Genomic DNA, 23,735 nt, shown 5'->3' with positions numbered 1-23,735 from the left:
CGTGTGGACTTAGTATCATACGCACAAGTAAATACCTTGATTTTCGTGCGTGAACATTAGGTTCACCTTCCCTACAAGCGGTTGGATTTTGCAAAAGTTTTGCGAAATTCGACCGCTTTACATATACAAAAAAGAGAAAAATATGAGTAGAGAATTTAAACGCAGCGATCGTGTTGCGCAAGAATTAAAAAAAGAGGTGGCTATCATCTTACAACGTGAGGTAAAAGACCCGCGTATTGGAATGGTCACTGTTTCAGATGTTGAGGTTTCACGTGATTTGGCCTATGCCAAAATTTTCGTGACTTTTTTATTTGATAGCGACCAAGCTGCTATTGAACAAGGCATGGCGGGGCTTGAAAAAGCAAGTCCGTATATTCGCAGCCTTGTGGGCAAAGCTATGCGTTTACGTATTGTGCCGGAATTACGCTTTATTTACGATGAATCATTAGTTGAAGGGATGAGAATGTCTAATCTGGTTTCAAACGTGATTCGTCAAGATGAAGCTAAGCATAAAGAGGACTAATTGTGTCCAGACCTCGTAAAAAAGGGCGTGATGTGCATGGCGTCTTTTTGTTAGATAAACCACAAGGTGTTTCTAGCAATGACATCATGCAAAAAGTTAAACGCCTATTTAAAGCGAATAAAGCAGGGCATACTGGCGCGCTTGACCCACTTGCCACAGGCATGTTGCCTATTTGTTTAGGGGAGGCGACCAAGTTTTCCCAATTCTTATTAGATTCAGATAAGCGCTATGTGGTAACGGCTAAACTAGGTGAACGTACAGATACTTCTGATGCAGAAGGTCAGGTAGTACAAAGCCGAGAGGTGAATGTGGCTGAAGCGGATATTTTAGCTGCATTGCCGGCATTTCGAGGCGAAATCCTACAAGTGCCAACGATGTTCTCAGCCTTAAAGCATAATGGTAAACCTTTGTATGAATATGCCCGAGCTGGCGTTACCGTTGAGCGTGAAGCGCGTCCGATTACTATTTTTGAGCTCAAATTTATCGACTACCAAGCACCATTTTTAACACTAGAAGTGCATTGCTCAAAAGGCACTTATATTCGCACGTTAGTTGATGATTTAGGAGAAGCTTTAGGCTGCGGTGCGCATGTTACCATGTTACGTCGGTTAGCGGTTGCGGATTATCCGATTGAGGAAATGATGCCAATTGAAGACTTAGCACTCTTAGCCGATAGTTTTCCAAGTAGTGAATTAGACCGCTTATTATTGCCGATGGATACTGCTGTGACATCATTACCGCAATTAAATTTAACCGCCGAGCAAACTAAAGCAGTTGGGTTCGGTCAAAGAGTCAAATTTGAGAATCCACAAGCATTAAGTGGCTTAGTTCGATTATTTTCAGAAAATGGGCAATTCTTAGGTATTGCAGAAATCACGGTAGGGAATATAATTCGCCCTAACAGAATGGTTAATCTTTAAACAAAGTGGTGTTTTGCAAAAAATTAGTCAAAACAGACCGCTTGCTCATAAATCAATAGCATGAAAAAACACCTTTTAGCAATTTCTTTTAGTGTCGCGCTTGTTTTAGGCGGTTGTTCGTCTCAAACGGCTAATAAAGGCGGATATTCCAGTCTTGCGATAGATGCGCCTTATAGCAAACCACGTACACAGAATAACTTTAATGATTATGTGAACTTTTTAAAACAAAAGGCAGCGGGTGCGGGCGTGTCTGCTAAAACCTTGAAGTCACAGCAATTTATTCAATACAACGCGCGTTCAATTGAATTGGATCAACAGCAAGCTGCACGTCGTCGTGATCCCAATTTACCGCCACCGCCACCCAATCCAAACGGGGTGACGAATTATTTAAACAAAGTATTAAGCCAAAATAAAGTTAACCAAGCCGTTGACCATTGGTATGAATACGCAGCACCTTTAGAAAAAGCCAGCGCAAAATTTGGGGTACAGAAAGAGTACATCATGGCGCTGTGGGGAATGGAAAGCAGTTTTGGTAACCATCAGGGCGATTTTGATGTGTTATCAGTGCTAGCGACCCTAGCTTTCGATGGTCGCCGTGAAAAATTATTTACGCAAGAATTCGTCAATGCCATGAAAATGCTAGACGAAGGTACATTGAATCGCTACCAAATGGTGGGTTCTTGGGCAGGTGCTATGGGGCAAACTCAGTTTATGCCAACAGCGTATTTAAGCTATGCAGCAGATGGCGATGGCGATGGTAAAAAAGATATTTGGAACAATGAAGCGGATGCTTTTGCGTCCATTGCATCTTATCTTTCTACCGTAGGTTGGGATAATTCCTTATCATGGGGCGTTGAAGTGAAGCTTTCTTCGCCGATTGATATGTCATTTTCTGGTATTGAAGATAACAAAGCAAAAAGCCTTGGCGAGTGGCAATCTTGGGGCGTTTATTTAGCCTATCCAAATGGTCGTGAGTCAGCAAAATTGGCGAAAATGAATGTCAAAAAATTATGGCTAGTTCGCCCAGATAAAGAAGCTGGCAGAGCTTTCTTAGTCACAAGCAACTTCCGCACGTTAATGGATTGGAATAAATCAAATAACTTCGGTATTAGTATTGGTAAATTCGCTGACCGAATTTTAGAAGGTGTGGGGCAATAATCCTAAAAGCTAAACTCTCATGAGTTTAGCTTTTTTTATGTCTGAATTTGACTTTAAATGCAAAATAATTGCATAATTATGCAATAAATGTATAAAAGAGATTCTATTTTTTAATAGTGAGTGAATTATGCGTAACACAGAATTAGTTCAATGGTTTCGGCAGTCAACCCCTTATGTCAACATGCACCGAGGTAAAACTTTTGTGATCATGTTAGACGGTAATGCGGTAGCGCATCCTAATTTTTTCAATATCACTAATGACATTAGTTTGCTGCATAGTTTAGGTATCAAGATTGTCATTGTATTTGGTGCGCGTTGTCAAATTGGACAGCTATTGCAAACACATCATATCGAAAGCCGTTATCACCAACATATTCGTGTTACCGATCCTCAAACGTTATCACTGATTAAACAAGCCGTAGGGGGATTGCATTATGACATTATTTCTCGCCTTTCACTTCGTCAGCCCAATTCTCCAGTGTTAAATGTGGTAAGCGGAAATGCAATTTTAGCGCAACCTATTGGGGTGATTGATGGCGTAGATTACGGTTTGAGTGGGAAAATCCGCCGCGTAAATGTGGAAGCGATTGAACATCAATTAGCACAAAATGCAGTGGTTGTGATAAGTCCTATTGCACCGTCTGTGACTGGAGAAATGTTCAACTTACCATTTGAAGAAATTGCCACGCAAATTGCGATTAAACTGAAAGCAGACAAGCTAATTGGTTTTTGTGACACACAGGGATTACTGAATGCACAGGGTGAAACTATCACCGATATTCACCCCCGAGAAGCAAAACGTTACTTAAATGAGTTAATTACCAACGGTGGTTATCATCATTCCGCTGCACGCTTTTTACAAGCCGCAGTAGATGTATTAAATGCAGACATTAAACGTGCGCATTTAATTAGTTACATTGAAGATGGTTCATTGCTGCAAGAATTATTCTCACGCGATGGTATCGGGACACAATTTTCGCTTGAAAGCTCTGAGCATATTCGCATTGCGACTTCGCATGATATTCCGGGCATTTTAGAACTGATTCGCCCGCTGGAAGAGCAAGGTATTTTAGTGAAACGTTCGCGCGAGCAGCTGGAAATGGAAGTGGGCCGCTATACCATTATTGAGCGTGATGGGATTGTCATTGCTTGTGCTGCGCTTAATGTTTTTTCAGCGGAAAAAATGGCAGAAATGGCGTGCGTCGCTGTGCATCCAGATTATCGTGATTCATCCCGTGGCGATGTGCTTTTAGAGGCTATTAAGCGCCGTGCGCAAAAATTAGGGATTGAAAAACTTTTTGTATTGACGACTCGAACAACCCAATGGTTTCAAGAGCGAGGGTTTGAGCTTGCCTCTCCAGATGATTTACCTGCTTATAAGCGGGAGAATTACAACTATCAACGTATGTCTAAAGTGTTGATTTTAAACCTATAAACTTATCGCGCTACAAGTGGTCATATTTTCTGATTTTTTACAAATAGAAGGAAAAACTATGTTTTCTCGAACTTTACTTGCCTCTCTTGTTGGCACAACGGCCATCATGGCACAGGCTGCTCCAATGGATAAAAGTGATCCATTAGCCAATATCCCTTATTTCAATCAAACCGATAGTGGCTTTGATCTGACTTTTTCTCCAAAGCATTATCGTACTTTAGAAACGAAAGTGAACGGTGAAACAGTTAAATTCCGAGCTTTTGAGAAAATTGTTTATGTACAACATCCCGTTGAAGCAGATTATCAAACGCTGAATATTTATGTGCCAGAAGCTTATTTTGAAAATGGTAGTATCAATGGTTTTAATGCCAATACCGCGCCGATTTTCTTACCTAATTCAGTAGGTGGTTATATGCCAGCAAAAGCCGCCACTTATGATAAAAAAGGCTTTGGCAGTAGTGATAAACCTAATGCAATTGTTACTGCGCTTTCAAAAGGGTATGTCGTAGCCAGTGTTGGAGCACGTGGTAGAACACTTGAGAAAGATGGCAAATACACAGGGAAAGCACCGGCTGTGATTATTGATTTGAAATCGGCAGTCCGTTATTTACATGCAAACGATGCAGTTATGCCGGGCGATGCCAATAAAATTATCTCTAATGGAACGAGTGCAGGTGGTGCATTATCTGCTTTATTAGGCGCAAGTGGTGATCATGCAGACTATGAAGCTTATTTTGCGAGTTTAGGTGCGGCGAAAGCATCAGATAGCATTTTTGCGGTTTCAGCTTATTGTCCGATTACCAACTTAGAACACGCAGATATGGCGTATGAATGGGAATTCAATGGTGTTAATGATTATCGTCGAATGGATATGAGTCGTTTAAATGCAAATAGCTATAACGACCGTAGCCAAGCACTAGCCATGATCGAAGGGACATTAAAAGCAGAGGAAATTGCCATTTCTGATGAGTTGAAAGCTGCATTCCCCGCTTATTTAAATAGTTTAAATTTAAAAGATGCAAAAGGTCAGGCGTTAACCTTAGATAAAGAGGGAAATGGTTCTTTCAAAGAGTATGTGAAGCAGGTAATGGTTCGAGCTGCTGATAAATATCATAAGCAAGGTAATGATTTATCAGGCATTAAATGGCTAACTTTAGGTAAAGATGGCGTAAGTGATATGGATTGGAATGGTTATCTTCATGCGGAAAAACGAATGAAGTCACCACCAGCGTTTGATGCGTTAAATTTAAGTAGTGGCGAAAATAATTTATTTGGGACAGAAACAATTAATAATCGCCATTTCACGGCATTTTCTTTAGCTAAAAGCCAAGAGAAAGGCGATAAAGCCAAGTTAATGGCTGAGCCTGAATTGATTAAGTTGATGAATGCAATGAATTATATAGAAACTAGCCCAACACAACATTGGCGGGTTCGCGCAGGCACGCGTGATAGAGATACCTCTCATGCTATTAGTGCAATCTTAGCCATTAAGTTAAGTATGGCAGGAAAGAATGTAGATTATGAAACGCCATGGAATGTTCCACATTCAGGGGATTACGATTTGGAAGAGTTATTTAATTGGACAGATAGTATCAGTCGATAATGGCATAACATGGATAGTAAACAAGCGGTCAAATTTGACCGCTTGTTTGCAAAAACTAGCGCACTAAATACGCTTTTTGTTCTTCTAGTAATTGAGCAAGAAACGCCATAAATACTTTTACCTTTGGTGATAAAAAACGGCGATGCGGATAAAGTAGGCTGATATCAAATTGAGCTTGATGCGCGTCTGTTAAAATAGGCACTAGCGCACCAGATTGTAATTCATCTTTTAACAAGAATTTGGGCGAGTTGATAATGCCTTGTCCCGCTTTTGCCATGGCTACTAGTGCAGAACCATTATTGCTTTGAACGCGCGCTTGGGGTTGGATAATTATTTGTTCATCGCCAATATTAAATTTCCAAGCACGATGCATATGGTAAACCAAACATTGATGATTAGCCAATTCGCTTGGATGGGTTGGTGTGCCAAATTTAGCTAAATAAGCAGGAGAGGCGACAATAATGTTATCGGATGCGCCAATTTTTTTGACAAATAGTGAGCTATCTTCTAGTCGTCCAATTCTTAAAACTAAATCATATCCTTCAGCCACTACATCTACACGACGATCGCTAAATTCTAAATTTAATGTTACGTTGGGATAGTGTTCTAAAAATTGATTCAAATGCGGTGCAATAAAACGTGTACCAAAATCCATTGGAAGAGAAATAGATATTTGCCCTTGTAGTGAACTGGCAATATCGCTGATGCTGTCTTCTGCATCTTTTAAATCATTGATAATTGGTACACAGCGCTGATAGTAGAGCATTCCCGCTTCAGTTGGGGTGATTTTGCGGGTTGTACGATGTAATAAGCGAACATTTAAAAATGCTTCTAGTTGAGAAACCAATTTACTGGCCATCGCGAGCGACATGTTCATTTGTTTTGCTGCTTGGGTAAAACTTTGGGTTTCGATCACCTTACAAAAAAGGTTAATTGCGTTTAGTTTGTCCATTCTCTTCTTTTTCTGCTTTATTCTGTTGTAATTTCTGTTTAGCCTTGTTATCGTAAAAATAGCGCGTGAAAAAATCAACCCAAAAGGAATAATTTTGCGCAAATATTTATTTTTATTCATATTGAGTTAATTTCAGGTTAGGTAGATTGCTATGGGAAAATCATTAGTGATTGTGGAATCGCCTGCAAAAGCGAAAACCATCAATAAATATTTAGGTAGCGATTATGTTGTGAAATCTAGCGTTGGCCATATTCGTGATTTACCTAAAAGCGGTTCTGAGGAAAAGAAAGAACGAGCTAAGCCGATCTCAACAAAAGGCATGAGTGCTGAAGAAAAAGCCAAAGTAAAGGCAGAAAAAGATCGTAGTGCATTAGTTAAACGTATGGGCATTGACCCTTATCATGATTGGAAAGCGAATTATCAGATTATGCCAGATAAGGCAAAAGTCGTCGCAGAACTCAAATCATTAGCAAAAAAAGCAGACCATATCTATTTAGCAACCGACTTGGATAGAGAAGGGGAAGCAATTGCTTGGCATTTACGCGAGGTTATTGGGGGTGATGAACAACGTTTTAGCCGTGTAGTATTTAATGAAATCACTAAAAATGCGATTCAAAAAGCGTTTGAGCATCCAGATAATCTCAATATGGATCGTGTCAATGCACAGCAAACTCGCCGTTTTCTAGACCGCGTAGTGGGCTTTATGGTTTCACCATTATTGTGGAAAAAAATTGCTCGTGGTTTATCTGCTGGGCGTGTGCAATCTGTCGCAGTGAAATTATTAGTTGAGCGTGAGCGTGAAATTAAAGCATTCCAACCACAAGAATATTGGGAAATTGTTGCTAATACTTTTGCACAATGTAAACCCTTACCATTAGAGTTAGTTAGCTTTAAAGGCAAAAAATGGCAAGCGAAAAACGAAACGCAAGCCATGCAAGCGGTCGAAAATTTACAGCAATCTGCATTTGTTGTATCAGAAGTTGAGAAAAAGCCAACCGCATCAAAAGCGAGTCCGCCGTTTATTACTTCTACGTTACAACAAACCGCTAGCACCCGTTTAGGTTTTGGTGTGAAAAAAACAATGATGTTGGCGCAACGTTTGTATGAGGCAGGGTACATTACCTATATGCGTACCGACTCAACCAATTTAAGCCAAGATGCTTTAAATATGGCGCGTAGCTATATTGAAAGCCAGTTTGGCACCGAATACTTGCCAGCGAAACCAAATTTCTATTCCAGCAAAGAAAACGCACAAGAAGCGCATGAAGCCATTCGTCCTTCTGATGTTCGTAACACCATGCATGATTTAAAAGGAATGGATAAAGATGCTGAACGCCTTTATGATTTAATTTGGCGCCGTTTCTTGGCTTGTCAAATGCCACCTGCACAATACGATTCAACCAGTTTGAGTGTTCAAGCAGGTGATTATGAATTGAAAGCGAAAGGCCGTGTTTTACGCTTCGATGGTTGGACGAAAGTATTGCCAATTCAAGGCAAAACAGCAGAAGATCAAGAATTGCCAGCAGTCGAGTTAGGACAAACTTTAACGTTAGATACTGTGTTACCAAGCCAGCACTTTACCAAACCGCCGGCACGCTTTAGTGAAGCCGCTTTAGTTAAAGAGCTAGAAAAACGTGGTATTGGGCGTCCTTCAACATATGCAGCAATTATTTCGACCATTCAAGAACGTGGTTATGTTCGTGTAGAAAACCGTCGATTCTATGCTGAAAAAATGGGTGAGATTGTTACCGATCGTTTAGATGAATCTTTTAGCGATTTAATGAACTATGATTTTACCGCGAACATGGAAAAAACGCTGGATAAAATCGCTGAAGGTCAAGAAAACTGGAAAGCAGCATTAAACCGTTTCTTTAAAGATTTTTCTGAACAGTTAACGCAAGCAGAGCTTGATGAGCTTGAAGGCGGTATGCGTCCAAATAGCTTAGTGCCGATTGATGTGGCTTGTAATCATTGCGGCCGCCAAATGGCTATTCGTACTGCTTCTACCGGCGTATTTTTAGGTTGCACTGGTTATGCTTTACCTCTGAAAGAACGTTGTAAAGAAACCATGAATCTGATTCCTGAGGCGGAATTATTAAACGTATTGGATGATGAGACTGAAACCAAAGCGCTCATGGCTAGAAAACGTTGCCCAAAATGTGATTCAGCAATGGATAGCTATATGATTGATGCGCACCGTAAATTGCATATTTGCGGGAATAATCCAAATTGTGATGGCTATTTGTTAGAGCAAGGCTCATTTAAGATCAAAGGCTATGATGGTCCTGTTATTGAATGTGATAAATGCGGTGAAGACATGCATTTAAAATTAGGTCGATTCGGCAAATACATGGCATGCACCCATTGCGATAACACGCGTAAAATCTTGAAAAACGGAGAGGTTGCGCCACCACGTGAAGAGCCAATTGCGTTCCCTGAATTGAAATGCGAAAAAGCAGATGCATATTTCGTATTGAGAGATAGTGCAGTGGGGGTATTTATGTCCGCGCATAATTTCCCGAAAGTACGTGAGAGTCGTCCAGCAAAAGTGGCTGAATTGGCGCAATATCGTGAACGTTTACCAGAGAAATTGCAGTATTTAGCCGATGCGCCTTTAACTGATCCAGAAGGTAATCCAGCTATTATTAGCTTTAGCCGTAAAGAAAAACGTCAATATATCACCTCAGAAAAAGGGGGTAAGAAAACGAAATGGATAATGGATTATCTAGACGGACAATGGGTAGAACGTAAGAAATAATATTAGATAAGTAAAAGGCGAACATCATGTTCGCCTTTATTATTGCTTTTGCAAAAAAGTTTTAAAAATTAACCGCTTGTTACTTCTTCAGAAACCTCAACGATAGCAATTTGCGGACGTTTTGCGCCAGATAATTCTTCTAACATTTCCATATCATTGATCATAATATATTTACCCTGTACGGTAATCATGCCACTTTTTTGGAAACGCCCTAGTAAGCGGCTGATGGTTTCAATCGTTAAACCTAAATAGTTGCCGATATCGCCACGTGTCATCGTTAAACGGAATTCTCTGGCAGAAAAACCACGTGCTGCATAGCGTTGAGAAAGGTTATATAAAAATGCGGCTAGTTTTTCCTCAGCGTTCATTTTCGATAATAATAAAATCATCTCTTGATCGCTTTTAATTTCATGACTCATTAAGCGCATGATTTGATGGCGAATTTTCGGCATTTTACCCGCCAAGTCATCAAGAATTTCAAATGGAATTTCACAAATCATGGAGGTTTCAAGCGCTTGTGCAAAACCAACATGTTGCATATTCATAATGGCATCAAAACCAACTAAATCACCCGGTAAATGGAAAGCGGTAATTTGTTCTTCGCCACTTTCGCTTAAAGTGTAACTTTTGATAGTACCAGAACGAATAGCATAAATTGAACGTAATTCATCACCAGATTTGAAGATGATTTGAGATTTTTGAACCGGTTTTTTTCGCTCAATGATGTTATCAAGCTGAGTTAATTCATGCTCGTTAAGCGTGAATGGTAAACAGAGCTGGCTGATGCTACAATTTTGGCAATGAATTGTGCAAGAACGTCCGGTATGTTTGGAATCAGCAACAAGTTTCATAAAAAAACGTCCGTGAAATGTTTTATAAATTTGATTTACCGCAAAGTTTAACACTAAAAAGGTATTGAGAAAAGTAGTCTGAGTATTTTATTAAAGGCTTAAAGTAATTTTCAAAAATGAGAAGTTAATCACATTTTTCCCTAGTGAAGAATGGTAGTATTTATTCATATATTAAAAATTTAATAAGCAAACGCAAGGAGCTTCTTATGTATAAACATATTTTAGTTGCTGTTGATCTTTCTGAAGAAAGCCTCGTATTACTTAGAAAAGGGGCACATATTGCAGAAAAATTCGGCGCAAAACTTTCTCTTATTCACGTTGATGTGAATTTTTCTGATCTTTATACCGGTTTAATTGATATCAATATGTCTTCGGTTCAAGATAGTGTGATTGCTGAAACAAGCAAAGCATTAAATGATCTCGCAGGTCAAATTACTTATCCTGTAACAGAAAAACTCAATGGCACAGGTGATTTCAGCCAAGTGTTAGAAGAAGCAGTAGATAAACATGATGTTGATTTATTAATTACAGGGCATCACCAAGACTTTTGGAGCAAATTTATGTCTTCAACCCGTCAATTAATGAATAGCGTAAAAGTGGATATGTTGGTTGTACCACTTGATGATGAGTAATAAATTACGATAGAAATTCCTAAAGGGCGAAGCTGTAAAGGCTTCGCCCTTAGCTTTTTATGATTTTAATTCTTGACGATATGCCATTTTGGCTTGATACTCCACCAAATTTTGTTATTTGGAGGTTGGTCAAATGTGAAACTAAACGAAACTAAAGTCTGTCGAAAAATTCGTTTTGATCACATAACCATTTCACAACAAAATAAAAGGCGCTTTCCATTCTGTTATTGCATGGAAGCAATCAAATCATTTCAAATATATGACTATTATGAAAAAACGATCTTCACTCTTTCCCATATTCTTTTTTGTATTGGTAAATCTCATTGTCTTTACGCTTTCCCGTTTAGGATTGGCATTATGGCAATCAGAACGTGTTTCTGCAGTAGATGCATGGGGACAATTATTCCTACAAGGGCTACGAATTGATATTGTTGCACTTTGTTATTTATTCGGCGTGCCAGCATTATTAACCGTATTTTTGCATAACAACAAGTTATGGTTAAAAGTGCTACGTGTATGGCTGACATTAGGCAGTGTGTTTATTCTGTTTATGGAATTGGCTACACCTGCATTTATTGAAACCTACGATTTCCGCCCAAACCGCTTATTTATTGAATACTTAATTTATCCTCAAGAAGTCTTCTCTATGTTGGTAGAGGGGCATTTAACCGCGGTAGTTGTTAGTTCAGCCATTACATTAGTGGCAACGATATTCTATTGGAAACTTTCGGCCTATGCAGTCAAAAACTTAGCTGTTATGCGTTGGACATTACGCCCTGTTGCAGCATTGCTAATCATTGCCGTAAGTTTTATTGGAGCACGTTCTAGTTTTCAACACCGTGGGATTAACCCTGCAATGGTTGCTTTTTCTTCTGATGCATTAGTGAATTCATTAGTATTAAATTCAGGCTATTCTGTTATTTATGCGGCACAGCAATTTAAAGATGAAGATAAATCTTCTGAAATGTACGGCAAAATGGATACTGATGAAATGCTACGTATTGTCAAACAGAGTCGCGGACGCCCAGAAAGTGATTATATTTCTGATAAATTCCCGACCTTGACAAAAAACCAAGCGACTTATCAAGGTAAGCCAAAGAATATCGTGATTATTTTGGAAGAAAGTTTAGGTGCTCAATTTATCGGGACATTAGGCGGTAAACCACTTTCTCCAGAGTTTGATAAATTGGCTAAAGAAGGTTGGTTATTTGAAAATTTATACGCAACAGGTACGCGTTCTGTGCGTGGTATTGAAGCAGTAACTGCTGGGTTTACGCCAACACCAGCACGTGCAGTAGTGAAATTAAATAATGCACAAAATGGCTTTTTCACTATTGCTGATTTGTTAAGCCAACAAGGTTATAACACCTCATTTATTTATGGAGGCGAAAAGCATTTTGATAATATGGCGACCTTCTTCTATGGTAATGGATTCAAAACTATTATCGATCAGCAAGATTATAAAAATCCAAAATTTACTGCAACATGGGGCGTCAGTGATGAGGATTTATTCGATAAGGCAAATGAAACATTTACAGCGTTACAAAAAGAAGGAAAACCGTTCTTCAGCCTTGTATTTAGCTCAAGCAATCATGATCCATTTGAGTTCCCAGATGGCAAAATTGAGCTTTATGAACAACCTAAACAAACGCGAAATAACAGCTCAAAGTATGCTGACTATGCGATTGGGCATTTCTTTAAACTAGCTAAAGCCTCAAACTATTGGAAAGATACCATTTTCTTAGTAATCGCAGACCATGACTCGCGTGTTGCGGGGGCGTCTTTAATGCCGATTAAACATTTCCATATTCCGGCACTGATTTTAGGTGAAGGTATTCAACCACGCCGAGATGATCGCTTAGTGAGTCAAATTGATATGCCGACAACGTTACTTTCCGTTGCAGGGGTTAGTGGAAACTATCCGATGATTGGATTTGACTTAACCCAAAATGTGAATCCAGATCGGGCCTTCATGCAATTTGATCAAGTTCAAGCAATGATGAAAGGTAATCATGATGTAGTCATTCAAGCGCCGAAAGTAGAAGCCAAAGGTTACTATTATGATAAAGCGACAGAGACTTTAACAGAAAAAGCTGTGCCAGAAGATATGAAAAAAGAAGCCTTAGCGCATGCATTATTAGGAAGTTACCTCTACAAAGGTCGCCTATATCAATCTGGCACTGAAAAATAGTCAGAAAATTTAAGCGAAAACGACCGTTTTGTGACAACACAAGCGGTCGTTTTTTGTTTATATTTAACAAATTTTTAATAAGACGCAAAAATAGGCGCAATTCTATTTAGCAATCTATATGAAATAAGTGTAAAATGGGAAGAGGATTATTGCCTGCCAAAATAACGAATATGCGCTGGTAATCTTATATATTCAAATAACGATTTTTTAAGAGATGATTTAAATGAAAACAACATCAGAAATCAGACAATCTTTTTTAGATTTCTTCCATAGTAAAGGGCATACCGTTGTAGAAAGTAGTTCTCTAGTGCCTGAAAATGATCCTACCTTGTTATTTACTAATGCAGGGATGAACCAATTTAAAGATGTATTTTTAGGTAATGAAAAACGTCCTTATACCCGCGCAACTACTGCGCAGCGTTGTGTGCGTGCTGGTGGTAAACATAATGACTTAGAAAACGTAGGATATACCGCGCGCCATCATACTTTCTTTGAAATGATGGGGAATTTCAGTTTCGGTGATTATTTCAAACAAGATGCAATCAAATTCGGTTGGGAATATTTAACTTCTCCGCAATGGTTAGGTTTACCAAAAGAAAAACTTTATGTAACCGTTTATGAAACCGACGATGAAGCTTATAACATTTGGCATGATGAAGTAGGTGTGCCGTCAGAACATATTATTCGTATCGGTGATAACAAAGGTGCGCCATATGCTTCAGATAACTTCTGGGCAATGGGCGACACAGGTCCTTGTGGTCCTTGTACCGAGATCTTCTATGATCATGGTGATCATATTTGGGGTGGATTACCAGGTTCTCCAGAAGAAGATGGTGACCGTTTCATTGAAGTTTGGAATATCGTATTTATGCAATTTAACCGTCATGCAGACGGCACGATGGAAAAATTACCAAAACCATCAGTAGATACTGGCATGGGCTTAGAACGTATGACGGCTGTATTGCAGCATGTGAACTCAAACTATGAGATTGATATTTTCCAAACACTAATCAAAACGATTGCAGAATTATTAAGCGTAACAGATTTAAACAATAAATCATTACGCGTAATTGCAGACCACATCCGTTCTTGTGCTTATTTAATTGCAGACGGGGTTGTTCCATCAAATGAAGGTCGTGGCTATGTATTACGTCGTATTATTCGTCGCGCAGTGCGCCATGGCAATATTTTAGGTGCAAAAGGTGCATTCTTCTATGAGTTAGTTCCAACTTTAGCTAAAGTTATGGGGCATGCAGGTGAAATCATTTCACAAAAACAAGCCCATATTCAAAAAACGCTTAAAGCAGAAGAAGAGCAGTTTGCACGTACGCTTGAGCGTGGATTGGCATTATTAGAAGACGAATTAGCAAAAGTAACTAATAATCAGTTATCTGGTGAAGTTGCATTTAAACTTTATGATACTTACGGTTTCCCATTAGACCTGACGGCGGACGTTTGTCGTGAGCGTAATATTGCGATTGATGAGAAAGGTTTTGAAGCAGAAATGCAAGCACAACGTGAGCGTGCAAAAGCTAGCAGCAACTTTGGTATGGACTACAACAATGTAATTAAAGTTGAGGGTCAAACGCAATTTAAGGGTTATGAGACATTAAATACCGATGCAACCGTAGTCGCATTATTCAGCAATGGTGAGTCTGTTAATGAAATTAAATCTGGCGAAAATGCGGTAGTGATTTTAGATCAAACTACATTCTATGGTGAATCTGGTGGTCAAGTCGGTGATAGCGGTTTAATTTCTTCAGAAATTTGCAATTTCCAAGTTAATGATACACAAAAATATGGACAAGTTTTTGGTCATATTGGTCAATTAACCTCTGGTAGTTTAAAAGTAGGCGATAAAGTTAAGGCTGAAGTTGAAGCACAACGTCGTCACGCAATTACCTTAAATCACTCAGCAACGCATTTATTGCATTCAGCACTGCGTGAAGTGTTAGGTAACCATGTTGCACAAAAAGGTTCTTTAGTGAACGAGCAGGTATTGCGTTTTGACTTCTCACAACCAGAGGCTATCAACAAAGCGCAACTGGCAGAAATTGAGCGTATTGTTAACCGTAAAGTAAGAGAAAATATTCAAGTTGTGATTGAGCAAATGGATATTGAATCTGCAAAAGCAAAAGGGGCAATGGCGTTATTCGGTGAGAAATATGGGGATGTCGTACGTGTTGTAGATATGTCAGACTTCTCAATTGAACTTTGTGGTGGAACGCATGTCAACCAAACTGGAGATATTGGTTTATTTAAAATCACTTCTGAAGGTGCAGTTGCTGCTGGCGTACGCCGTGTTGAAGCTGTTACCGGTGAAAATGCATTAGCATGGTTGCATAATCTTCAACAAATTGCACAAAATAGTGCGGAAGTGTTAAAAACTGATGTGGCAAGTTTGGTGGAGAAAATCCAACAACTTCAAGATAAAGCAAAACGTACAGAAAAAGAACTTGAGCAGTTAAAAACAAAACAAGCTTCACAAGCTGGTGCAGATTTAGCAAAACAAGCAGAGCAAATCAATGGTGTGAATGTGGTTGTTCAACAAATTGATAATGTTGATGCTAAAGCATTAAGAACAATGGTTGATGACTTGAAAAATCAACTAGGAACTGCCATTATTGTGTTCGGAAGCGTAGTTGATGATAAAGTTAGCCTCATTGTTGGGGTAACGAAAGATTTAACTGACAAGGTCAAAGCTGGCGAATTAGTAGGAGAAATGGCCCAGCATGTAGGTGGAAAAGGTGGTGGCCGTCCAGATATGGCGATGGCGGGTGGCTCTGAGCCGCAACATTTATCTAATGCACTTACATTTGCAAAAGAATGGATTCAGGCAAAAATCTAATAACTATAACTTGTCGTCTAGAATGATTCTAACGGCAACTGCCTTGTGATTTTAGCCTTCACAAGGCAGATATAAATAGACCTGTGGAGGTTTTTTATGCTTATTTTAACCCGTAAAATTGGGGAAAGTTTGATTATAGGGGATGACGTTGAAATTACAGTTCTCAGCGTAAGAGGGAATCAAGTGAAATTAGGTGTGAATGCACCAAAAGAAATTGCTGTACATCGTCAAGAAATTTATGAACGCATTAAAGCAGCGGAAGATAGTAATTCTGTTGAAGAATAGAGCGCGATACTAAAATACTAAACAAGCTTGTCTATGCAAGTTAAGTAAATCATCAAATCCTTTGCCAAATATGGTAAGGACGTCTCATATAAGGAAAAAATATGAAAGCTGTAATTCCTGTTGCAGGTTTAGGTACAAGAATGCTTCCAGCAACGAAAGCAATTCCAAAAGAAATGTTAACCATTGCGGATAAGCCATTGATCCAATATATTGTTAATGAATGTGTAGCAGCTGGTATTAAAGAAATTGTACTTGTTACTCATTCTTCTAAGAATGCTATCGAGAACCATTTTGATACTTCATTTGAACTCGAAACCATGCTTGAAAAACGCGTTAAACGTCAGCTATTAGATGAAGTACGTTCTATTGTGCCAAAAGATGTAACGTTAATGCACGTTCGTCAAGGTCAGGCAAAAGGTTTAGGTCACGCAGTACTTTGTTCACGAGCAGTAGTGGGTGATGCACCATTTGTTGTTGTATTACCTGACGTTATCTTGGCAGATTTTACAGCGAATCAAAAAACTGAAAACTTAGCTGCTATGATTAAGCGTTTTAATGAAACTGGATATAGCCAAATAATGGTTGCGCCAGTGCCAATGGAAACCGTGAGTAGCTATGGCGTGGCAGATTGTGCGGGTGAAGAAATTCCAGTAGGTGGTTCAGCCAAGATTGTTAAAATGGTTGAAAAGCCAGCAGTGGAAGAAGCACCATCTAATTTGGCTGTAGTAGGACGTTATGTTTTCTCGAAAAATATTTGGAACTTGCTAGAGAAAACTCCAGTAGGCGTTGGCGATGAAATTCAATTAACTGATGCAATTGACATGCTGATTGAACAAGAAACCGTAGAAGCATTTAATATGACCGGTCGCAATTTTGACTGTGGCGATAAGTTAGGTTATATGGAAGCATTCGTAGAATATAGCTTACGTCATAATAAATTTGGCGCAGAGTTTAAAGATTATATTAAAAAGCTCGCTAAAACACTTTAATTCCAAGAATTTAAAAAGCCCCATTAGGGGCTTTTTATTTTACAAAACTTAATTCTTCCTCTAATTTTTCAATCGCAGCAATGCATTTCTGCTTTCGGTATTCTGTTTCTTGAATACTATTTTTAAATTGCTGCTTAACTCTAGCATCTGTCGCTTTCAAATTCTGTTCAATTAACCAGCTTGTTTTTTCATGTAATGCTCTTAATGCTTTTCGATACTCATTGAGTCGTTTGGATACTGGTAAACTATGAATGTTTTTCGGGAATTGATAACTTGATTGGAATAGCGCTTGTTTCTCTGGTTTAATATGGGCAACTGCGCGTTTTAGTGCATCGAATTGGCGTAATAATCGTGCAGCATAAACTTCAGCGTGTTCAGTATCTTTTTGTTGAGTGAGTTGTGTAATGGTTTCTTGCATCTCATAAACAAAATGCAAAACGAGTTGTGTTTTTTTAGTAAAACAGTCATCAAAAACGACCGCTTCTTGGTTTAAAAATGGTGTGAAAAATGCTAAATAAGAGGAAAAATCTTGAGCGTGAATAGGCATAAATTAACGAATAAAGTTGTTTTTTCTATTATAAAAGGGAATTTTTGAAAATAAAATGGTATTTTTTTGTGTATGGAAGCTACTATAAAGCAAGTTTTTTTTAAAATTGAGAACTACATCACAAAATAATTTTTTAAAAGCGTAAATTTAAGTTTATTAAGGTAAAGTCATTATAAATCAATAAGTTATGTTAACTTTCCAAGTGAAGAAAAAATGCATTTTAAATGTTGAAAATGCTCCATTTTTGATGATAAGTTTATAACTAATTGTTTTTATTATGTTTTTTTAATAAATAAATTTACATCATTGCCTATTGACAGCATGGTGTCTTTTTGCGATTATTTCCACGCAAAAGACATTTACCCGAATTTACGGAACTAAATGTAAAATTTTGGAAATTACTCTTAACGCTCTCAAAAGAGTAGTTGTATAAATATAAACCTACACTTGGAAAGGTGATTGTTATGAAAAAAACTCTTGTTGCATTATCAGTTGCGGCTTTCGCAGCATCTTCAGCTCAAGCTGTTACCGTATTAGACACAGATCAAACTAAAGTTGATTTTGATGGTTCATTACGTTTAATCTTAGAAAAAGCTAACACGAAAAAAACAACTGTTGCTACTAACAAATCTGAGAAAACTAGAGGCTCAGCGTTACGTAATGCAGGTTCACGTTTTGGTGTGAAAGTTAAACACAACTTAGGTGAAGACTTCTACGCATTAGGTCGTTTAGAGTTCCGTTTTGATAAAACTGAATCTCGTGACCAATTCGGCGATTTATACGCTAAACGTGCTTATGTAGGTTTAGGTAGCAAACAATACGGTGAAGTAACATTCGGTCGTCAAGTAACTATCGCTGATGATTTAAGCCAAGCGAATGACTACGAATATGGTCTTATTCCAAAAGGTGCTTATGTTGAAACTGCTGGTACTGGTGTAGTACGTTATGACTATAAAGGTGTTGAAGGTTTACAACTTAGCGCAAACTACAACTTTGGTCAAGGACACAAAGAGAATGGTGCTGCATTATCGGCTCCAACTAAAAATGCATATGGTGTAGGTGCATTATTCGCACAAGATAACTTTGATGCTCGTTTTGCATATGGTCACACTAACTATGAAACTGGTTCAAACGATGTAAAACACCGCAAAGATGGTTACTTAGCATCTCTTGGTTATACAGTTGATAATTTCAAATTAACTGGTGACTTCGGTTATGCACACGTGAAAAAAGCTGGTGCGAAAATCAATAAATTCTATGTTTCTCCAGGCTTTGCATATCAAGTAGTTCCTGCATCTAAAGTATATGGTAACTATTTATACGAACGTGCTAAAGAACAACACGCATCTAAAGCAACTGCACACGGTTTCTTATTAGGCGTAGATTACAAATTCAGCAAAGAAGTTGTTGCATTTGTTGAAGGCAAATACGTACGTGCTAAAAAATTCGATTACACAGGCAATGGCTACAACTACACAGCTAAAGTTGAAGATAAAGCTATCGGCGTAGGTATGCGTGTATTCTGGTAATTGTTAAACAATTATCATAAATTGAATCAACCCCAGCATTATGCTGGGGTTTTTCTTTGTTAAAATTTGATCTGCTTCTCATTTTTTTAATTTATTGCTTGTTATTTCAAGGATAAAGCACTACGCTATGCAAAATGGAGTGCATCTTCATTTAGAGAATTTAATTTGGGAGCGATAGTGCTCATTAAGGAGAATAATATGTTATTAGGTGATCTTACTCGAGCGGATTATGCAAAATCATTACCGTCAGTATTTGCAAAATTATGTGAAAAATTAACCGCTTTAGATCTTGCTAGTTTGCCATTAGGTTGGCAACCATTAGTAGATGATATTCAAATGAATGTTATGACATTTGAAACCTCAATGCCTGAAGGTAAACAAGCAGAAATGCATCGTAAATTTGTTGATATTCAATTAGTTATTGAAGGCGAAGAGATGATTGAATATGGCTTACAACAACCAGATTTAGCCAAATTTGATGAATATCGTGATGAAGATGACTACCAATTAACACCAGCTATTGAAGATAAAAATGAGGTTATCTTAAAACCAAATCAATTTGCTATTTTCCTCCCTTACGAACCGCATAAACCAGGCAATACCGTTAACGGCAAATCTCAAACGATTAAAAAATTAGTGGTAAAAGTACCAGTTGAGGCGCTATAAGCGGGAGGTGTGTTATGTCCACACAAGGTAAAATTCTAGACAAAATTGGTGCATTGCATAGTAGCTTAACGAAAACAGAAAAGAAAATTGCCACCGCAATTTTGGCGCGTCCGGATTTATTAAGCCAATGTTCATTATCTGAAGTCGCAACGCAACTCGATGTGGGGGAGGCGACCTTTATTCGTTTTTGTCGCACATTAGGTTTTAAAGGTTATACAGATTTTAAATTAGATCTGGCTATTGAGCTTGCTACCCAAGATAGAGCGAATCGCGTTTTATTAGATACAGATGTTTCTGAACGTGATACGCCAAAAGAAATCGCAGTTAAATTGCAAGCAAGCCTTAATAATGTCATCACTGAAACACTTAATTTACTTGATTTCGAGGAACTGAAAAAAGTTACGCAAGCGCTTCGCATGGCAAAACGCATTATTTTGTTCGGTGTAGGGTCTTCAGGGCTGACTGCAGAAGACTTTAAATTTAAACTAATGCGAATTGGCTATCCAATTGATGCGGTTACCAACAATCACTTTATGTATATGCAGGCCTCCTTAATGAAAGAGGGGGATGTTGCAATCGGGATTAGTCATACTGGTTATTCAGAAGAAACATATAAATCGTTAAAACTAGCGAAAGAAAATGGCGCGATTACCATCGCTTTAACGCATAATATGCGTTCGCCAATTACTAATGTGTCTGATTATGTGTTAGTCAATGGCAATCGCCAAGGGCATATTCAAGGGGACTCTCTCGGTACACGAATGACCCAATTATTTGTGTTAGATTTGATTTATATGTTGATTGTTCAAGCTAACCCAGGTAGTGCATTAGAGTTTAAACAAAAAACAATGCAAGTATTGCAAGATCATCGTTTACCGATCAAATAAGGCCTTTTGCAAAAAAATCGACAAAAATGACCGCTTGCGGCTTGCAATTCAAGGGTATTCTATTAGAATTTTAGGACAAACCTATTTCTAATAGGTGCCCTTTTTCATTTCAACAATAGAGGCAAACACATGACACAAATTTATAACTTCAGCGCAGGCCCTGCAATGATGCCTAAAGCGGTATTAGAACAAGCTCAAGCAGAATTATTAAACTGGCAAAATCAAGGCACTTCTGTAATGGAAGTGAGCCACCGTGGTAAATATTTCTCGGAACTAGCTGCGCAATCAGATAAAGATTTCCGTGAGCTTTATCACATTCCAGACAACTACAAAATTTTATTCTTACAAGGCGGCGCACGCGGACAATTTGCGGCAATTCCAATGAATTTAATTGGTAAGAAAGGTAAAGCGCTCTATTTAAATAGCGGTCACTGGTCTGCAACAGCAGCAAAAGAAGCGCGTAATTTCTGTGAGATTGATGAAATCAATATTACAGAAACAGATGCTAACGGTGTGATTTCTGTGGTGAGAACCGATTTTTCTGATATTGCAGAACAGTATGATTATGTTCATTACTGCACAAATGAAACGATTTCTGGTGTAGAAATCAAAGAAATTCCAAATGTAGGGAATGCAGTATTGGTGGCAGATATGTCATCTAACATTTTATCAGGTGAGATTGATATTAGTCAGTTTGGTCTGATTTATGCGGGTGCACAAAAAAATCTTGGGCCAGCGGGTATCACAATTGTTATTGTGCGTGAAGATTTAATTGGTCATGCTCGCCAAGCAACACCATCTATCTGGAATTATGAAACGCAAACCAATGCAGATTCAATGATTAACACCCCCCCAACTTTCGCATGGTATTTATGTGCGCTAGTGTTTAAACACTTATTGAAAGAAGGTGGCGTAAAAACCGTGGAAGCGCGTAATCTGAAAAAAGCAGAATTGCTTTATCAATATTTAGACAGCAGCACTTTCTATCATAACTACATTGCTAAGCCAAACCGTTCTGTAATGAATGTCACTTTTACGACAAATAACGATGAATTGAATGCGAAATTTGTAGCAGAGGCAACTCAAGCAGGTTTACAGGCATTAAAAGGGCATAAAGTATTAGGTGGCATGCGAGCTTCTATTTATAACGCAATGCCGATTGAAGGTGTTGAAGCACTGATTGCATTTATGGACAAATTTGCGAAAGAAAACAGTTAATTTCATGAGTAAACAAGCGGTTAAATTTGAACGCTTATTTGCAAAATGATAAACAGATATGAAAAAGGCGAACTTTGCAAAGTTCGCCTTAATTTTTATCGCTTGTACAGATTAGAAGTTCGCATTACGCGGTGCCCGAGGGAATGGAATCACTTCACGAATGTTTTGTAAGCCAGTGACATACACAATTAAACGTTCAAAGCCTAAACCAAAGCCAGAGTGCGGAACCGTGCCGTATTTACGAAGATCACGATACCACCAATAATCTTCTGGGTTTAAGCCCATTTCCACCATACGTTTATCTAATACTTCTAAACGTTCTTCACGTTGTGAGCCACCGATAATTTCACCGATTCCTGGTGCTAAAACGTCCATTGCTGCTACTGTTTTACCGTCTTCATTTAAACGCATATAGAATGCTTTAATGTCTTTCGGATAGTTTTTCACAACCACAGGCGATTTGAAGTATTCTTCTGCTAAGAAACGTTCATGTTCAGAAGAAAGGTCGATACCCCAAGAAACTGGGAATTCAAACTCTTTACCTGATTTTAATAAAATCTCGATTGCATCAGTGTAATCAACTTGCGCGAACGGCGATGCAATAAAGTTTTCAAGACGAGTAATCACATCTTTATCAATGTGTTTTGCAAAGAATGCCATATCATCAGGACGTTCGGCTAATACTGCTTTAAATACATATTTCAACATATCTTCGGCTAATTTTGCATTGTCAGCTAAATCTGCAAATGCAAACTCAGGTTCTACCATCCAGAATTCAGCTAAGTGACGAGTCGTGTTAGAGTTTTCTGCACGGAAAGTTGGGCCGAATGTATAAACTTTGCTTAATGCACAAGCATAGGTTTCGCCGTTTAATTGACCAGATACGGTTAAGAATGACTCTTTACCAAAGAAATCTTGGCTGAAATCGACTTTACCTTCTTCAGTACGTGGTAGGTTTTCTAAATCTAGTGTTGAAACACGGAACATTTCGCCAGCACCTTCAGTATCAGATGCGGTGATTAACGGCGTTGCAACCCAATAGAAACCTTGCTCATGGAAGAAACGATGAATCGCTTGCGCTAAACAGTGACGCACACGTGCAACAGCACCGATTAAGTTAGTACGCGGGCGAAGGTGTGCGACTTCACGTAAATACTCAATAGAGTGGCGTTTTGCTGCCATTGGATAAGTATCAGGGTCTTCAACCCAACCAACCACTTCAACATGCGTTGCTTGTAATTCTACTGCTTGACCTTCTGCCGGAGATTCTACAATCTGACCGGTTACAACCACAGAGCAGCCAGCTGTTAAGCGTAATACTTCATCTTGATAATTTGGTAAGTCGTTATTGATAATAGCTTGGATAGGATCAAAACAAGAACCGTCATAAACGGCTAAGAAAGATAATCCCGCTTTAGAATCGCGACGGGTACGCACCCAACCACGAATTGAAACGGTTTCGCCTACCGCAACTTTACCGGTGAGGACTTCTGAAACTGTTGGAAATTTAGACATTGAATACCTCAAAATAATATTTTCTAGCATTTTAGATAAAATCCTCGCTATTCTACTAGAAATCTAGCTGTGGCGGGGGATTTTTTTCTCATCTAGCTCAAAAACAGATCAATCATTTCAGGAAATATCCCGCCTTTTTGAACAAAAAGAGTAGCACCAATAAAAAAATTTAAAATTTTTATAAAAAAAGATGAACTTTGTGAAAGCAATTTAGTCAGATATATCGCT

General features: G+C 38.5%; 19 protein-coding genes. 15 read left to right on the top strand and 4 right to left on the bottom strand.

The features are described 5' to 3' along the window. Positions 1–142 precede the first annotated feature (142 nt). The 5 genes from rbfA to HMPREF1128_RS03900 all read left to right on the top strand — a co-directional run bounded on the left by rbfA (position 143) and on the right by HMPREF1128_RS03900 (position 5,639). Positions 143–523 carry a 30S ribosome-binding factor RbfA gene (gene rbfA / locus HMPREF1128_RS03920; protein ID WP_007524973.1) on the top strand — a complete coding sequence of 127 codons (381 nt, stop codon included), beginning with the start codon at positions 143–145 and terminating at the stop codon, positions 521–523. A 2-nt stretch (positions 524–525) separates the two neighbouring features. Then, a complete protein-coding gene (truB, locus tag HMPREF1128_RS03915) occupies positions 526–1,443 on the top strand; it encodes a tRNA pseudouridine(55) synthase TruB (protein ID WP_007525153.1) in 918 nt (305 codons plus the stop codon). Positions 1,444–1,503: 60 nt separating this feature from the next. Further along, the gene (locus HMPREF1128_RS03910; protein ID WP_007524093.1) at positions 1,504–2,601 is read left to right on the top strand and encodes a lytic murein transglycosylase; all 1,098 of its coding nucleotides are present in this window, start codon (positions 1,504–1,506) and stop codon (positions 2,599–2,601) included. A gap of 127 nt (positions 2,602–2,728) precedes the next feature. Beyond that, positions 2,729–4,036 (top strand): amino-acid N-acetyltransferase, encoded by a 1,308-nt coding sequence (gene argA / locus HMPREF1128_RS03905; RefSeq protein ID WP_035530130.1) that lies wholly within the window; start codon positions 2,729–2,731, stop codon positions 4,034–4,036. Between the two features lie 58 nt (positions 4,037–4,094). After that, positions 4,095–5,639: a subtype B tannase gene (locus HMPREF1128_RS03900; protein WP_007524740.1), complete on the top strand. Its 1,545-nt coding sequence runs from the start codon at positions 4,095–4,097 to the stop codon at positions 5,637–5,639. 55 nt (positions 5,640–5,694) lie between these two features. Here HMPREF1128_RS03900 and HMPREF1128_RS03895 read toward each other — a convergent pair whose 3' ends face one another. Beyond that, positions 5,695–6,591: a LysR family transcriptional regulator gene (locus HMPREF1128_RS03895; RefSeq protein WP_007524550.1), complete on the bottom strand. Its 897-nt coding sequence runs from the start codon at positions 6,589–6,591 to the stop codon at positions 5,695–5,697. Between the two features lie 151 nt (positions 6,592–6,742). Here HMPREF1128_RS03895 and topA point away from each other — a divergent pair, with 151 nt between their 5' ends. Beyond that, positions 6,743–9,349, top strand: a complete 2,607-nt coding sequence (gene topA / locus HMPREF1128_RS03890; RefSeq protein ID WP_007524326.1) for a type I DNA topoisomerase — start codon at positions 6,743–6,745, stop codon at positions 9,347–9,349. Positions 9,350–9,417: 68 nt separating this feature from the next. Here the strand turns inward: topA and HMPREF1128_RS03885 are convergent, their stop codons facing one another. Continuing rightward, the gene (locus HMPREF1128_RS03885; protein ID WP_007525024.1) at positions 9,418–10,200 is read right to left on the bottom strand and encodes an FNR family transcription factor; all 783 of its coding nucleotides are present in this window, start codon (positions 10,198–10,200) and stop codon (positions 9,418–9,420) included. A 206-nt stretch (positions 10,201–10,406) separates the two neighbouring features. On the opposite strand from HMPREF1128_RS03885, the gene HMPREF1128_RS03880 reads away from it, so the two are divergent. The 5 genes from HMPREF1128_RS03880 to galU all read left to right on the top strand — a co-directional run bounded on the left by HMPREF1128_RS03880 (position 10,407) and on the right by galU (position 17,145). Next, a complete protein-coding gene (locus tag HMPREF1128_RS03880; protein WP_007523989.1) occupies positions 10,407–10,832 on the top strand; it encodes a universal stress protein in 426 nt (141 codons plus the stop codon). 259 nt (positions 10,833–11,091) lie between these two features. Next, entirely contained in the window at positions 11,092–13,023 is a 1,932-nt protein-coding gene (locus HMPREF1128_RS03875) for an LTA synthase family protein (RefSeq protein WP_007524764.1), read from the top strand. Positions 13,024–13,246: 223 nt separating this feature from the next. Then, a complete protein-coding gene (gene alaS / locus HMPREF1128_RS03870; RefSeq protein WP_007524055.1) occupies positions 13,247–15,871 on the top strand; it encodes an alanine--tRNA ligase in 2,625 nt (874 codons plus the stop codon). 96 nt (positions 15,872–15,967) lie between these two features. After that, positions 15,968–16,156, top strand: coding sequence for a carbon storage regulator CsrA (gene csrA, locus HMPREF1128_RS03865; RefSeq protein ID WP_007524115.1), 189 nt, complete (start codon positions 15,968–15,970; stop codon positions 16,154–16,156). A 101-nt stretch (positions 16,157–16,257) separates the two neighbouring features. Next, a complete protein-coding gene (gene galU / locus HMPREF1128_RS03860) occupies positions 16,258–17,145 on the top strand; it encodes a UTP--glucose-1-phosphate uridylyltransferase GalU (protein ID WP_007524284.1) in 888 nt (295 codons plus the stop codon). A gap of 34 nt (positions 17,146–17,179) precedes the next feature. Here the strand turns inward: galU and priC are convergent, their stop codons facing one another. Then, a complete protein-coding gene (priC, locus tag HMPREF1128_RS03855) occupies positions 17,180–17,692 on the bottom strand; it encodes a primosomal replication protein PriC (RefSeq protein ID WP_007525327.1) in 513 nt (170 codons plus the stop codon). A gap of 464 nt (positions 17,693–18,156) precedes the next feature. Between priC and HMPREF1128_RS03850 the strand changes: the two genes are divergently transcribed. The 4 genes from HMPREF1128_RS03850 to serC all read left to right on the top strand — a co-directional run bounded on the left by HMPREF1128_RS03850 (position 18,157) and on the right by serC (position 21,992). Beyond that, positions 18,157–19,221, top strand: a complete 1,065-nt coding sequence (locus HMPREF1128_RS03850) for a porin (RefSeq protein ID WP_007525531.1) — start codon at positions 18,157–18,159, stop codon at positions 19,219–19,221. 198 nt (positions 19,222–19,419) lie between these two features. Beyond that, positions 19,420–19,887: an N-acetylneuraminate anomerase gene (gene nanQ / locus HMPREF1128_RS03845; protein WP_007524980.1), complete on the top strand. Its 468-nt coding sequence runs from the start codon at positions 19,420–19,422 to the stop codon at positions 19,885–19,887. Between the two features lie 14 nt (positions 19,888–19,901). Next, on the top strand, positions 19,902–20,774 hold the full coding sequence (locus tag HMPREF1128_RS03840; RefSeq protein WP_007524419.1) for a MurR/RpiR family transcriptional regulator: 873 nt from the start codon (positions 19,902–19,904) through the stop codon (positions 20,772–20,774). A 129-nt stretch (positions 20,775–20,903) separates the two neighbouring features. Next, on the top strand, positions 20,904–21,992 hold the full coding sequence (serC, locus tag HMPREF1128_RS03835) for a 3-phosphoserine/phosphohydroxythreonine transaminase (RefSeq protein ID WP_007524139.1): 1,089 nt from the start codon (positions 20,904–20,906) through the stop codon (positions 21,990–21,992). 111 nt (positions 21,993–22,103) lie between these two features. Here serC and asnS read toward each other — a convergent pair whose 3' ends face one another. Beyond that, positions 22,104–23,507: an asparagine--tRNA ligase gene (gene asnS, locus HMPREF1128_RS03830; protein ID WP_035530125.1), complete on the bottom strand. Its 1,404-nt coding sequence runs from the start codon at positions 23,505–23,507 to the stop codon at positions 22,104–22,106. Positions 23,508–23,735: the final 228 nt, after the last annotated feature.

Origin of the sequence: Haemophilus sputorum HK 2154, assembly GCF_000287615.1 — a bacterium.
GTDB classification, from domain to species: Bacteria; Pseudomonadota; Gammaproteobacteria; order Enterobacterales; family Pasteurellaceae; genus Haemophilus_A; species Haemophilus_A sputorum.
Note: the sequence above shows the minus strand (reverse complement) of the source record. Positions and strands in the feature narration are given on the sequence as shown.

Coding starts and splice junctions, on each gene's coding strand:
- argA (WP_035530130.1), top strand. CDS start 2,729: ATGCGTAACACAGAATTAGTTCAATGGTTTCGGCAGTCAACCCCTTAT.
- HMPREF1128_RS03885 (WP_007525024.1), bottom strand. CDS start 10,200: ATGAAACTTGTTGCTGATTCCAAACATACCGGACGTTCTTGCACAATT.
- asnS (WP_035530125.1), bottom strand. CDS start 23,507: ATGTCTAAATTTCCAACAGTTTCAGAAGTCCTCACCGGTAAAGTTGCG.
- serC (WP_007524139.1), top strand. CDS start 20,904: ATGACACAAATTTATAACTTCAGCGCAGGCCCTGCAATGATGCCTAAA.
- nanQ (WP_007524980.1), top strand. CDS start 19,420: ATGTTATTAGGTGATCTTACTCGAGCGGATTATGCAAAATCATTACCG.
- HMPREF1128_RS03880 (WP_007523989.1), top strand. CDS start 10,407: ATGTATAAACATATTTTAGTTGCTGTTGATCTTTCTGAAGAAAGCCTC.
- HMPREF1128_RS03900 (WP_007524740.1), top strand. CDS start 4,095: ATGTTTTCTCGAACTTTACTTGCCTCTCTTGTTGGCACAACGGCCATC.
- csrA (WP_007524115.1), top strand. CDS start 15,968: ATGCTTATTTTAACCCGTAAAATTGGGGAAAGTTTGATTATAGGGGAT.
- galU (WP_007524284.1), top strand. CDS start 16,258: ATGAAAGCTGTAATTCCTGTTGCAGGTTTAGGTACAAGAATGCTTCCA.
- priC (WP_007525327.1), bottom strand. CDS start 17,692: ATGCCTATTCACGCTCAAGATTTTTCCTCTTATTTAGCATTTTTCACA.
- HMPREF1128_RS03875 (WP_007524764.1), top strand. CDS start 11,092: ATGACTATTATGAAAAAACGATCTTCACTCTTTCCCATATTCTTTTTT.
- topA (WP_007524326.1), top strand. CDS start 6,743: ATGGGAAAATCATTAGTGATTGTGGAATCGCCTGCAAAAGCGAAAACC.
- rbfA (WP_007524973.1), top strand. CDS start 143: ATGAGTAGAGAATTTAAACGCAGCGATCGTGTTGCGCAAGAATTAAAA.
- HMPREF1128_RS03910 (WP_007524093.1), top strand. CDS start 1,504: ATGAAAAAACACCTTTTAGCAATTTCTTTTAGTGTCGCGCTTGTTTTA.
- alaS (WP_007524055.1), top strand. CDS start 13,247: ATGAAAACAACATCAGAAATCAGACAATCTTTTTTAGATTTCTTCCAT.
- HMPREF1128_RS03850 (WP_007525531.1), top strand. CDS start 18,157: ATGAAAAAAACTCTTGTTGCATTATCAGTTGCGGCTTTCGCAGCATCT.
- HMPREF1128_RS03840 (WP_007524419.1), top strand. CDS start 19,902: ATGTCCACACAAGGTAAAATTCTAGACAAAATTGGTGCATTGCATAGT.
- HMPREF1128_RS03895 (WP_007524550.1), bottom strand. CDS start 6,591: ATGGACAAACTAAACGCAATTAACCTTTTTTGTAAGGTGATCGAAACC.